The sequence below is a fragment of the Corallococcus sp. bb12-1 genome (assembly GCF_026626765.1).
Taxonomy (GTDB): domain Bacteria; phylum Myxococcota; class Myxococcia; order Myxococcales; family Myxococcaceae; genus Corallococcus; species Corallococcus terminator.
Genome location: NZ_JAPNJZ010000007.1, coordinates 702080 through 714387 on the forward strand (window position 1 = coordinate 702080; position 12308 = coordinate 714387).

The 12308-nt window shown below is 70.2% G+C and carries 9 protein-coding genes; 7 read left to right on the top strand and 2 right to left on the bottom strand.

The features are described from left to right. Positions 1 to 8: 8 nt before the first annotated feature. A complete protein-coding gene (locus tag OV208_RS13390) occupies positions 9 to 3149 on the top strand; it encodes a TonB-dependent receptor domain-containing protein (RefSeq protein WP_420715016.1) in 3141 nt (1046 codons plus the stop codon). Next, a complete protein-coding gene (locus OV208_RS13395; RefSeq protein WP_267574216.1) occupies positions 3149 to 3979 on the top strand; it encodes a 5'-nucleotidase C-terminal domain-containing protein in 831 nt (276 codons plus the stop codon). The genes OV208_RS13390 and OV208_RS13395 overlap by 1 nt, the downstream gene beginning before the upstream one ends. A 54-nt stretch (positions 3980 to 4033) precedes the next feature. Here the strand turns inward: OV208_RS13395 and OV208_RS13400 are convergent, their stop codons facing one another. Both OV208_RS13400 and OV208_RS13405 read right to left on the bottom strand, forming a co-directional pair. Further along, the gene (locus tag OV208_RS13400; RefSeq protein ID WP_120544479.1) at positions 4034 to 4315 is read right to left on the bottom strand and encodes a TIGR04563 family protein; all 282 of its coding nucleotides are present in this window, start codon (positions 4313 to 4315) and stop codon (positions 4034 to 4036) included. Between the two features lie 8 nt (positions 4316 to 4323). Continuing rightward, positions 4324 to 4527, bottom strand: coding sequence for a TIGR04563 family protein (locus OV208_RS13405; protein WP_015350409.1), 204 nt, complete (start codon positions 4525 to 4527; stop codon positions 4324 to 4326). A gap of 470 nt (positions 4528 to 4997) precedes the next feature. Here OV208_RS13405 and tilS point away from each other — a divergent pair, with 470 nt between their 5' ends. The 5 genes from tilS to OV208_RS13430 all read left to right on the top strand — a co-directional run bounded on the left by tilS (position 4998) and on the right by OV208_RS13430 (position 12306). Next, positions 4998 to 6353: a tRNA lysidine(34) synthetase TilS gene (gene tilS / locus OV208_RS13410; RefSeq protein ID WP_267574217.1), complete on the top strand. Its 1356-nt coding sequence runs from the start codon at positions 4998 to 5000 to the stop codon at positions 6351 to 6353. 182 nt (positions 6354 to 6535) lie between these two features. After that, the gene (gene ftsH / locus OV208_RS13415) at positions 6536 to 8452 is read left to right on the top strand and encodes an ATP-dependent zinc metalloprotease FtsH (protein WP_267574218.1); all 1917 of its coding nucleotides are present in this window, start codon (positions 6536 to 6538) and stop codon (positions 8450 to 8452) included. Between the two features lie 214 nt (positions 8453 to 8666). After that, positions 8667 to 9887 (top strand): dihydropteroate synthase, encoded by a 1221-nt coding sequence (gene folP, locus OV208_RS13420; protein ID WP_324291378.1) that lies wholly within the window; start codon positions 8667 to 8669, stop codon positions 9885 to 9887. Positions 9888 to 10055: 168 nt separating this feature from the next. Next, positions 10056 to 11450, top strand: coding sequence for a phosphoglucosamine mutase (glmM, locus tag OV208_RS13425; RefSeq protein WP_267574220.1), 1395 nt, complete (start codon positions 10056 to 10058; stop codon positions 11448 to 11450). Between the two features lie 130 nt (positions 11451 to 11580). After that, positions 11581 to 12306, top strand: a complete 726-nt coding sequence (locus OV208_RS13430) for a pyridoxine 5'-phosphate synthase (RefSeq protein WP_120533554.1) — start codon at positions 11581 to 11583, stop codon at positions 12304 to 12306. Positions 12307 to 12308 lie beyond the last annotated feature (2 nt).

Here is a 12308-nt window from a genome sequence, read left to right on the forward strand (position 1 = left end):
GACCATCCTTGGCAATCTTGCTGACCGTCCTTCCTCGCACGCTCATCCTCTGCGCCGTGGTGTTCGTCGCGGCCCCCGTCCACGCGCAGGAGCCCGCGCTGCTGCACGCCTCGCCGCCGCGAGCGGAGGTCCGTCAGCCTCTCCAGTTGGATGCGACGCTGGTGGATGGCGGCAAGGTGCTGGAGGTCTTCGTCCGCTACCGCGGCCCCGGTGAGCCGTACATCCAGGTCCCGATGGAGCGGCAGTACGGAGACCTGTACCGCGCGGAGATCCCCGCCGCACACATGGTGGCGCCCGGCGTGGAGTACTACGTCGAGGCCGCGATGGTGGACGGGGCGCGCACGCCCCTGTTCATGACCGCGCTCCGGCCCGCTCGCGTCAAGGTGGGAGAGCAGCCCGTGGCACCGGTGGTGTCGGCTCCTGCCAGGCCGGGCCCCCGAGGGGACGCCCCACGGTCCGCGCCGAACATCGACGCGTTCTCGCCGCCCTCCGGGGGTGATGACGACGGGGATTCCGCCGCGCCGGCCGATGCGCGAGGCACGTCCCGGCCGGGCACGGTGACGCCTGCTCCCACGTCGCGGGGAGGCACGGTGGATCCGCGGACGGTGAGCACGGCCCCGGAGGTGACGCGGGGGACCGCTGCCCCGGACGCACGCGCTTCGACGCGCCCGGAGGCTTCCGACCCGCGTGCCACAAACAACCGTACGCGTACGGACGCGACCGATTCGCGTGCTGCCGCTCAACCCGGCACTGTCGATCCGAAGTCCCCGGCCCGCCCGGAGGGCACTGACTCGCGGAGCGCTTCGCGCACGAGCAGCACGGACGCACGCGGCACGTCGCGTCCGGACGGCTCCGACTCGCGGACCTCTTCGCGCACGGCGGGCACCGAGGCCCGGTCCTCGTCGCGTCCCGCGGAAGACGACGCGATGGCCGCGCTCACCGCGGACCTTCCCCCCGATTCGCGCGGGAGCACCTCCCGTTCCGGCACCGCCGCTGGCTCCCGCGAACCCGGAGCCTCCAGCCGCAGCTCGATGGACGACGACCTGGCGCTCTACAGCGCGGAGGACGTGCTCGCGGTGACGACGCTCCAGGAGGAGGCGGTGCGCACCGTCCCGGCCATTGGCGCGTCGTTCAACCGCGCGCAGATGATCGCGCTGGGTGCCCGCACGGTGGCGGACGTGCTGGACGTGGTGCCGGGCGTGTCCGTCAGCCGCGACGTGCAGGGCTTCCACCGCACCGCCGTCCGGGGGCTTCGCAACGACGCGGAGGTCCTCTTCCTCCTGGATGGCCACCGCCTCAACAACTTCTTCGACGGCAAGGCGCTGATGAACCTGCCGGTGGAGAACCTGGAGCGCATCGAGGTCATCCGCGGGCCGGGCTCCGCCATCTACGGCGCGGGTGCCTTCCTGGGCGTGGTCAACCTCGTCACGAATCACGCCGACGGCGTCCGGGGCGCGGTCACCACGGGCGGCGTTCCCCGTGACGACGGCCGGCTCGCGCTCGCCACGGACGGCCACCTGTCCGTCGCGCACACCACGGGCGACCTGCGCCTGTTCGCGGACGTGGACCTGTGGACCCAGGACGGTGACTCGCTCGTCATCGACCACGATGCGCTGGACGCCGAGTCCGTGGACCAGGGCCTGCGCAACATCGAGGACCCCGCGGGCCGCACGCGCGACGGACGCTTCTTCGTCAACGCGGGCGGAGGCATCTCCTACGGCCTGGACAGCGCCGGCCGCGTGGGCGTGTCCGCGCGCTACCTGGCGGAGCAGCGAGATGCCCTGGTGGGCCTGTTCGATACCGTGGGCGAGGACTCGCAGCTGTCCTGGAACGTGCTGCTCGCCGACCTCACCTGGGACCGTCCCCTGGGCGACGGGGGCCAGATCCGCGCGCGGCTGGGGTTCGACCAACAGGCCACCGACCGCCGCTTCCAGCTCACGCCCTCCGACTTCCGCACCGGCGACGCCCTGGATCAGCGCTTCCCGGACGGCCTCCAGGAGGAGACGCGCGTCACCGTGCGCACCGTGACGGCGTCGGTGGACGCGGACCTCGCGCTCGCGAAGGAGAACCACCTCACCCTGGGCTTCGTCGTCGAACAGCAGTCGCTGTCGAACTACGCGTACACGACGAACTACACGCTCGACGGCCGCCTGCGCCCCAGCCCCACCGCGCCCGAAGGGCTCGTGGACCTGACCGAGCTCGCGGACGGCGCGGCCTCCCGCCGCCTCAACCTGGGCGTGTCCGCGCAGGACCAGTGGACCGTGCTCTCCGGGCTGACGCTCACCTTCGGCCTGCGCGTGGACGCCACCCAGCTCCCCGACGTGGACGCGGCCGGAGCGCTGGACGGCCGCCGGACGGTGGTGCGCGTCAACCCGCGCGTGGGCCTGGTCATCGCCGCGTCGGACGCGCTGGTGCTCAAGGCCCTCTACGGCCGCGCCTTCCGTCCGCCCACGCCCCAGGAACTGGTCGAGCGCATCCCCGACACCGACTACAACCAGGGCCGCTTCGAAGGAAACCCGCTCCTGCAGCCCGCCACCGTGGACACCTTCGAACTGGGCGCGGACCTCATCCAGGCCGCCGGAGACACCCGCGTGCGCGTGCGCGGCAATGCCTTCCTGCAGAACTTCTCCTCGCCCATCACCCCGGTGGACACGAGCGGCAACATCGTCCCCCTGCGCAACCGCGAGCTGGGCGTGCGCGTGTACGGCGTGGAGGCGGAGGCCCGGCTGGAGGCGTCCAAACGCGCCGCCGCGTGGGTCAACGCCAGCCTGTCGCGCGCGCAGGACCTGGAGCTGCCCGGCCAGTCCCGCCTGCTCACCGACGTGCCCCAGGCCCGCTTCAACGCGGGCGTGTCCATGCCCCTGGGTGACTGGGTGAACCTGGACGTGGTGGTGCGCTCCGGCGCCGAGCGCCGCAACAACAGCCGCTCCACGCTGGAGCTCATCCGCCGCTACAAGATCCCCGCCTACAGCCTCATCACCGCGCAGCTGCGCTCCGAGCCCATCATGGAGCACTTCGAGGTGACGCTCTTCGCGCAGAACCTCTTCGACCACGACCTGCGCGACGACGTGCCCCGTCCGGACCGCATCAGCGGCCTGCTGCCGCGCGAGGGCGTGTCCGGCTACCTCACCCTGAGGGCCTTCTACTGATGGACCGCCGCTTCCTCGCCGCCGCGCTCGCCGGGCTCACGCTGTTGCCCGGATGTCTTGCGTACAACGACTCCTGCGCCCCGCTGGTGGACGACCCCGACGCCATCGTCGGCTACGTGGGCGAGGAGGTCTTGCTGGACAAGACCTTCACCCGTCACGACAACAACGCGCTGGGGCAACTGGCCGCGGACGCCTTCCTCCACGCCGAGGACGGCGCGGCGAAGCCCACCGAGCTGGGCATCATCAACGGAGGCTCCCTGCGCGACGAAGGGCTGTGCGTCACCCGCACGTCCGTGCGCACGGGGCCGCTCAGCAACGGCGTGCTCCACGAGGTGATGCTCTTCGAGAACCTCGTCGTGACGGTGGACCTCACGGAGAAGCAGCTCGTGGCCCTGTTCGAGCACTCCGTGGCGACCCTGGCCCTGGAAGGGCAGGCCATCGTGTCGCCCTCGGGCGCGTTCCTCCAGGTGTCCGACGGCACCACCCTGCGCGTGGACTGCGCCCGGCCCGCGGGCCAGCGCGTGAAGGAGCTGCGCGTGCGCGGCCGCGCGGTGACCGTGCCCGCGCGTGACGATGAATCCATCCGCTACCGCGTGGCGATGTCCGCGTTCGTGCTGGAGGGAGGGGACGGCTACGGCAGCATCCTGGGCAACGCGGGGCAGGACCCCGACCGCAACCCGGTGCAGGCGCGAAGGCTGGGAGGCACGGACACCAACCTCACGGCGGCGTACATGAAGAGCACGTACCCCAGCCCGGTCCAGGCGCTGAAGGAAGCCCCGCGCGTCGTCTTCGAGAACTGCGCCCGGCCCGCCAGACCCGCCTCGCGCTGACGCATCAGCGCGGACGGGACCTCAGGGCCGGGGCAAGGGGACGAAAGCCTTCCCTTACGTCTTGGAGGGCTCGTCCGAGGAGGCCGGGGCACTGGCCACCACCGCCGCGGGAGCGGCAGCGGGGGCCTGGGCCACGGCGGCCACCTGCCGCGGGGGCAGGGGGCCGAGCACGTCGTTCATCGAGGGCATGCGACGGATGTCGGCGCGGGCCACCTTCCACGCCTGCTGGACGATCCACGAGAGGGAACGGTCCTGCCGGTTCGCCTCGCGCTGGATCTCTTCCAGCATCTCCTCGGGGAAGTAGAGCGACTGCTTGCGATGATCCGTGGTGGCCATTGCCGGGGCTACTCCTCGCGAGGGTCCTGGCGTTCGTCGCCAGTGACGTCGTTGACGGCAGGGAATGACTTGATGCGCTCGCGGGCGATCTTCCAGGCCTGCTGCACCACCCATGAGAGGGAACGGTCCTGCCTGTTCGCCTCCTCCTGGATCTCCTTCAGCATCTCCTCGGGGAAGTACAGCGACTGCTTGCGCTTGTCGGTGCCTGCCATACCTGGGTCTCCGGGGCGGATTCGAGGTGACGACCTGAACACACCGGAGCGGTTATCCGACAGACTCCCTGAAGGGTCAACGGTTTCGGAGCACTCGTGTGTGCCCGCGGGCGCTGAACGCTCCGCTTCCGACAGTGCGCGGCCCCCCCGGGAGCGCCCGGCCGCAAAAGAAGCGTGGCACGAAAAAAAGGAAACGCCCCGGCCTCCACGAAGGAAGCCGGGGCGTTTCGGAAAGAGGGACCGCCAGGAGCGAATCTCCAAGCGGCCCCGTGGGCCCAGAGGGGGAGGGGGGGGACCCCTAGGCCCAACACCATGAAGTCCAGAACGTCCGACCAACATCCACGGGGCGCTGTTCTATTTCCGCCCCTGCGACCACCGGTTGTGGGGATCATGCCAACCGCGCCCCACACCATCCTTCCACCGCGACTCTGTAACCCGGCCACCCACGGCTCCATTCCTTCGTCGCCGCCATGCCCCGCGCGTCTCCTGGACTCCCACCGCTGGCGGCCCTGCTCGCCCGCTCCTACGCCGACCATGGCCTCGCCGCGCGCTCGGTGCTGCTGGCCGTCTCCGGGGGCGCGGACTCCACCGCGCTCCTCGTAGGAACGGCCCGCGTGCGCGAAGCCCTGGGCCTGCGCGTGGAGGTGGCCACCTTCGACCATGGCCTTCGCGAGGAGGCCGCGCAGGAGGTGGCCTCCGTCGCGGCCCTGTCCGCCCGCCTGGGACTCGTCTGCCACGTCCGCTCGCTCGCGCTGTCGCCGGGCGCCGGGATGGAGGCCCGGGCCCGTGAGGCGAGGTACGCGACCCTGGAGGTGCTGCGCGAAGGGCGCGACCTGACGGCGATCGCCACCGGCCACACGATGAACGACCAGGCGGAGACCCTCCTGATGCGGCTGGCGCGAGGCACCGCGCTCCGGGGCGCGCGGGGCATCCACGCGGAGTCACCCACGCTCATCCGCCCCCTGCTGGAGTGCTCGCGCGACGACGTGCTCGCCTTCCTGCACGCCGAGGGACGGGCCTACGTCCGCGACCCGATGAACACCGACCCCTCGCTCTTCCGCACCCGCGTGCGCATGGATGCGTTGCCCGCGTTGGACGGCGCGGCGGGGTTCAGCACCCTCGCACACCTGGCGAACTTCGCCCGGCTCGCCTCGGAGGATGAAGCCCTGCTGGGGCGTCTGGCGGACGCGTCGTGGGAGCGGCTGACGCTGCCCGGAGGCGGACTGGACGCGGTGGGGGTGGGCGCGCTGGAAGGCCCGCTGCGGCGCCGGGTGCTCGCCCGACTGCTGGAGGCGGCGGGGGCCCGGGTGGACCAGGGGACGCTGGAGCGGGTGTTGGACGCGGTGCGCCGTGGAGGCACCACGCCCCTCAGTGGCGGAATTTCGCTGAAGGCCAGCGGAGGGCGCGTGCGCTGCGTGGGCCCCCATCCGGAAGGGGCTCCCGGGGCGTTGGTGCTCCCGGGACCGGGCGCGGCGGGTGGGTTCGGCGCGTGGCATTTCCAGGTGGCGGAAGGATCCGTGCCTCCGGGCGTGTTGGAGTTCGCGCTGGGGAAGGAGACCGCGTGGCCGCTCACAGTGCGCTCTCGGAAGGCCGGGGACCGCGTCCGCACGCGCTCGGGCCACCGCAAGGTGCAGGACGTGCTGGTGGATGCCCGTGTTCCGGCGGAGGCGCGCGACGCGCAACCGGTGGTGGTGGACGCGGGCGGGGGGGTGTTGTGGCTTCCGGGGGTCCTGGCTTCCGTCACGGACCGGCGCGCGGTGGCTTCCCGACACTCCCTGTGGGCGTCGCCTCCGGTCTCAAGCGAACGCGAGAGGCGTCGGTTATAGAGTCGATGCCTCGAAACGGGGGGATGGTCGCGGACCCCTAAATAGTTGAGGGCTTTTTACTGTTGCTGATACGGTCCGTCGCTGGCCTGCACACTGGCGGGCGCCGGGCAACTGACGAACATCGCCGGGGTTCTTCCCGGCACGGCCCTCATCCCGCCGAGTACCGAAAGGGCAGCTGAAACGTGCGTTCGACCTACAAGACCATCGGGCTCTGGGTCATCCTGATCGTCCTCTTCGTCGCCTTCTACAATTTCTTCTCGCAAGGCAACGAGCAGGTGCAGGAACCGACCTTCACCCAGCTTCTGACCAAGGTGGAGGAGAAGAAGGTCCGTGCCGTCTCCGTCAAGGGGAACACCTACTCCGGCACGTTCAACGATTCGACCGACAAGTTCCGGACCACGGGACCGCCGCCGGACGTGGCCGTGCTCAACCAGCTCCGCGCCGCCGGCGTGGATGTGAAGTACGAGCGCGAGGAGCAGAACAGCCTCTGGCTCACCATCCTCGGGCAGTGGATGCCCGTCGTCTTCCTGTTCCTGTTCTTCATCTTCTTCATGCGCCAGCTCCAGGGCGGCAGCGGCAAGGCGATGACGTTCGGGAAGTCCAAGGCGAAGCTCCTGAGCGAGAGCCACAACAAGGTCACGTTCGCGGACGTGGCGGGCGTGGACGAGTGCAAGGAGGAGCTGGAGGAGATCGTCGCCTTCCTCAAGGACCCCAAGAAGTTCACCAAGCTGGGCGGCCGCATCCCCAAGGGCGTCCTGATGATGGGGCCTCCGGGCACGGGCAAGACGCTGCTCGCCCGCGCGGTGGCCGGTGAAGCGGGCGTCCCGTTCTTCTCCATCTCCGGTTCGGACTTCGTGGAGATGTTCGTGGGCGTCGGCGCCAGCCGCGTGCGCGACCTGTTCGAGCAGGGCAAGAAGAACGCCCCCTGCATCATCTTCATCGACGAGATCGACGCTGTGGGCCGCCACCGTGGCGCGGGCCTGGGCGGCGGTCACGACGAGCGCGAGCAGACGCTCAACCAGCTGCTGGTGGAGATGGACGGCTTCGAGTCCAACGATGGCGTCATCCTCATCGCCGCCACGAACCGTCCGGACGTGTTGGACCCGGCGCTCCAGCGCCCGGGCCGCTTCGACCGTCGCATCATCGTTCCCCGTCCGGACCTCAAGGGCCGCCTGGGCGTGCTGAAGGTGCACACCCGCCGCGTGCCGCTGGCGCCGGAAGTGGAGCTGGAAGTCATCGCCCGCGGAACTCCCGGCATGACGGGCGCGGACCTGGAGAACCTGGTCAACGAGTCGGCCCTGATGGCCGCGCGCCAGAACAAGGAGCGCGTGGACCTGACGGACTTCGAGCAGGCCAAGGACAAGGTCTTCATGGGCCCGGAGCGCCGGTCCATGATCATGACCGACAAGGAGAAGCGGAACACGGCCGTCCACGAGGCCGGCCACGCGCTCCTCGCCAAGCTGCTGCCGGGCTGCGACCCGCTGCACAAGGTCACCATCATCCCGCGCGGTCAGGCCCTGGGCGTCACCTGGAGCCTGCCCACCGAGGACAAGGTGAACGGCTACCGCAAGCAGTTCCTCGATCAGATCACCATGGCGATGGGTGGCCGCATCGCCGAGGAGATCATGTTCGACGAGATGAGCAGCGGCGCGGCGAACGACATCGAGCGGGCGACCGAAACGGCGCGCGCCATGGTGTGCCGCTGGGGCATGAGCGAGAAGATGGGCCCGCTGGCGTTCGGCAAGAGCGACGGTGAGGTGTTCCTGGGCCGCGACTTCAACTCGTCCAAGGACTACTCCGAGGACACCGCCCGGCAGATCGACGCGGAAGTGCGCAGCATCGTCGTGGGCTGCTACACGCACGGCAAGCAGCTGCTCACCGCCAAGATGGACGTGCTGCTGCGCGTGTCCGACGCCCTGGTGGAGTACGAGACGCTCGACGCCGAGGACGTGAACATCATCCTGCAGGGCGGCCAGCTCACCCGTGAGCGTCCGCCCCCGCGCGTCAACTCCTCCCCGAAGCCGACGGAGAAGAAGGACAAGCGGAAGATCCTCGACGCGCTCGAGGGCCTGCCGAACATGGAGCCGAAGAAGGCGTAAGGCCTCGCGGCACCTCCTGAAGTGACGAAGGCCCTTCCCGCGACTGTCGGGGAGGGCCTTTCGCTTTGCCAGGAGGTGCCGGGCCCCGCGCGGAATCCGGAGGACGCGGACCTCCGCGCCCGCACGAGGGAGCCGTCCGGCCTTCCGTGGGCGCAAGGAAGCGGCGACACTGGGCGTTCGCCAGAGCCCATGCTTCCGAGGTGCCCCGACCGTGATGCGTGCCCGTCTCATCTCCCGTGACCGTCCCGACGACCTGATGGTGGCGCTGCGCCGCCTGAACCTGTCCGTGCGCTCCTGCCAGCAGTTGACGCGCGAGCTGGGCCACGCGCAGGTGCTCGTCACGGGAGGCCGGCCCTCCTACGAGGAGGAGCTGCTGCCTGAATACGGAACCCGGGAGCGCGAGCAGTTCCCGACCTGGGTGTCGGGCAAGGCCAGCGACCGCGCCGGGGACGCGCTCCTGTCCGGCAGCCGCAAGCAGTTCGAGCGGCTCATCGCCCTGGCCCGCAGGTCGCCCCGCACGGACGCGTTGGCGCGCGCGCTGGAGGCCGTGCTCGAACTCCAGGTGACGCCCGTGCTGGAGCTGGGCGGGCGCAGGTTCGAGTGGGGCACGCGCACGTACGTCATGGGCGTGGTGAACGTGACGCCGGACAGCTTCTCCGACGGCGGCCGGTTCCCGGACGCGGCCAGCGCGGTGGAGCACGGCGTTGCCCTGGCGGAGGCCGGCGCGGACATCCTCGACGTTGGCGGGGAGTCCACGCGGCCGGGGTCGCTCCCGGTGCCCGCGGAGGAGGAGCTGGCGCGCGTGCTCCAGGTGGTGGAGGGCCTGCGGGCGCGCACGTCGGTGCCCATCTCCGTGGACACGATGAAGGCGTCGGTGGCGACCGAGGTGCTCAAGGCCGGAGCCCACCTCATCAACGACGTCACCGGCTTCCACTTCGACCCGGTGCTGCCCGGCGTGGTGGCGGCCGCGGGCGGCGCGTGTTGCCTGATGCACACCCAGGGCATGCCCCGGACGATGCAGCAGACGCCCCACTACGAGGACGTGGTGGGCGAGGTGATGGACTACCTGGAGGAGGGGCTGCTCCTGGCGATGGTGGCGGGCATCCCTCGCGAGCGCATCCTGTTGGACCCCGGCATCGGGTTCGGCAAGACGCTGGAGCACAACCTCTTCCTGCTGCGAAGGCTGGAGGAGCTGCGCGGGTTGGGTCAGCCGCTGCTCGTGGGCACCAGCCGCAAGTCCTTCCTCGGGACGCTCACGGGAGGCAGGGGCCCCACCGAGCGGCTGGCGGCCACGCTGGGGTCGGTGGCGGCGATGGCGGTGATGGGCGGCGCGGACGTGGTCCGGGTGCACGACGTGACGGAAGCGCGCGACGCGCTGGCGGTGGCGGATGCCATTCGCCACGCCCGGGGTGGCGGTGACCTGTACGGCGCCTGACGCACGCAAGCCTGACCGTCATAAAGAGGCCAGGCGGGCATGCCTGGGTGCTTGCCTGGTGCTCGCCCCATCCCTACGTTCGAGCCCGCGTGTCGGAAGGGGTATAAGCCCCGGGACGTGTGAGCGTGGCCGGAGTCCTTCCGGCGTGGGAAAGGTGGAGCGGGACACATGGCGTACAGGATGAACATGCCCCCCAAGGAAGCGCAGAAGACGGAGCGGCTGTTCGGCACCGACGGCGTGCGCGGCGTCGCCAACGTCTATCCGATGACGGCCGAGGTCGCGATGAAGCTCGGCCGCGCGCTCGCGTACCTCATCCGCAACGGTCCGCACCGGCACCGCGTCATCGTGGGCAAGGACACGCGACTGTCCGGCTACATGCTGGAGCAGGCGCTGTCCGCCGGCCTCATCTCCATGGGCGTCGACGTGGAGCAGGTGGGCCCGCTGCCCACGCCCGGCATCTCCAACCTCACCACGTCCATGCGCGCGGACGCGGGCGCGGTCATCTCCGCGTCCCACAATCCCTACCAGGACAACGGCATCAAGTTCTTCTGGCGCGACGGCTTCAAGCTGCCGGATGAGACGGAAGCGAAGATTGAAGAGCTGGTCTCCAGCGGCGAAATCGACAACATCCGCCCCACGGCCACCAAGATTGGCCGCGCCATCCGTTTGGAAGACGCGCGGGGCCGCTACATCGTCTACCTGAAGGCCACCTTCCCTCGCGAGCTGACGCTGGAGGGGATGACCATCGTGGTGGATTGCGCCAATGGCGCGGCCTACAAGACGGCGCCCTCGGTGCTGGAGGAGCTGGGCGCGAAGGTCATCGCGCTGGGCGTGTCGCCGGACGGCAAGAACATCAACCACAAGTGCGGCGCGCTCCACCCGGAGGGCCTGGCCAAGGCGGTGGTGAAGCACGGCGCCCACCTGGGCGTGGCGCTGGACGGCGACGCGGACCGCCTCATCGTCGTGGACGAGAAGGGCAACGTCGTGGACGGCGATGCCATCATGGCCATCTGTACGGGTGAGCTCGTCGCGCGCAAGGAGCTGAAGAAGAAGACGCTCGTCGCCACGGTGATGAGCAACATCGGCCTGGAGCGCGCGGTGGCGCAGTGGGGCGTGAAGGTCGCGCGCACCCGCGTGGGCGACCGCCACGTCGTCGACGAGATGCGCCGCAATGGCTACAGCCTGGGCGGCGAGCAGAGCGGCCACCTCATCTTCCTGAACCACACCACCACCGGTGACGGCACGCTCGCGGCGCTCCAGCTGCTGGCGGTGATGTGCCGTCAGGGCAAGCCCCTGAGCGAGCTGGCCTCCATCTTCCAGCCGGTGCCCCAGACGCTGCTCAACGTGGTGGTGAAGCAGCGCCGGGAGCTGGGCGAGCTGCCCACGGTGATGAAGGCCATCAAGAACGTGGAGCAGAAGCTGGGCTCCTCCGGCCGCGTGCTGGTGCGCTTCTCCGGCACGGAGCCCAAGGCCCGCGTCCTCATCGAAGGCGAGGACGCGACGCGCAACGAGGCCTACGCCCGCGAAATCGTCGAAGCGCTTTCCAAGGCGCTCAACGGCTAGCCGCAAGGGGTCTTCCGTCCTGCGTCCCTCGCAGGACGGTTGACTTCCGGACGCCGGCCACGAATAGAGGGGCCGGCGCGGGCCCGGGCCCCGGACAATCCCGCACCTCGCGCCAGGTGAGGAGCGGTCGATGGGACAGCGACTGGGTGTCAACGTGGATCACGTGGCGACGCTGCGGCAGGCGCGGCGCACCGTGTATCCGGATCCGGTGACGGCGGCGGCGATGGCGGAGCTGGCCGGCGCCCGGCAGATCACCATCCACCTGCGCGAGGACCGGCGCCACATCCAGGACAGGGATCTGCGCATCCTCCGCGACACGGTGCAGACGCTCCTGAACCTGGAGATGGCCGCCACCGCGGAGATGGTGAAGATCGCCTACGAGTACAAGCCGGACGTGGTGACGCTCGTCCCCGAGCGGCGCGAGGAGCTCACCACCGAGGGCGGCCTGGAGGTCGCGGGCCAGCGCGAAACCATCGCGAAGATCATCAAGAACCTGAAGGACGGGGAGATCGCCGTCTCGCTGTTCATCGACCCGGACCTGGACCAGGTGCGCGCGTCGCACAAGGTGAACGCGGACCGGGTGGAGCTGCACACGGGGCGCTACTGCGAGGCGCGCAACGACAAGGAGCGCGCGCGGGAGCTGGCGCGCATCGTGGACGCGGCCAAGGCGAGCGCGAAGCTGGGCATGGGCGTGGCGGCGGGCCACGGGCTCAACTACGACAACGTGCAGGCCATCGCGCGCATCCAGGAGATCGACGAGCTCAACATCGGGCACGCCATCGTCGGGCGCGCGGTGCTGGTGGGCTTCGAGCGCGCGGTGCGAGAGATGTTGGAACTGATGCGCGACCCGGGGTAGCC

Excerpts from the sequence above, each read along its gene's own strand:
- OV208_RS13405 (WP_015350409.1), bottom strand. The coding sequence starts at position 4,527 with ATGGCAGGCACCGACAAGCGCAAGCAGTCGCTGTACTTCCCCGAGGAG.
- folP (WP_324291378.1), top strand. The coding sequence starts at position 8,667 with ATGCGTGCCCGTCTCATCTCCCGTGACCGTCCCGACGACCTGATGGTG.
- OV208_RS13400 (WP_120544479.1), bottom strand. The coding sequence starts at position 4,315 with ATGGCCACCACGGATCATCGCAAGCAGTCGCTCTACTTCCCCGAGGAG.
- glmM (WP_267574220.1), top strand. The coding sequence starts at position 10,056 with ATGGCGTACAGGATGAACATGCCCCCCAAGGAAGCGCAGAAGACGGAG.
- OV208_RS13395 (WP_267574216.1), top strand. The coding sequence starts at position 3,149 with ATGGACCGCCGCTTCCTCGCCGCCGCGCTCGCCGGGCTCACGCTGTTG.
- OV208_RS13430 (WP_120533554.1), top strand. The coding sequence starts at position 11,581 with ATGGGACAGCGACTGGGTGTCAACGTGGATCACGTGGCGACGCTGCGG.
- tilS (WP_267574217.1), top strand. The coding sequence starts at position 4,998 with ATGCCCCGCGCGTCTCCTGGACTCCCACCGCTGGCGGCCCTGCTCGCC.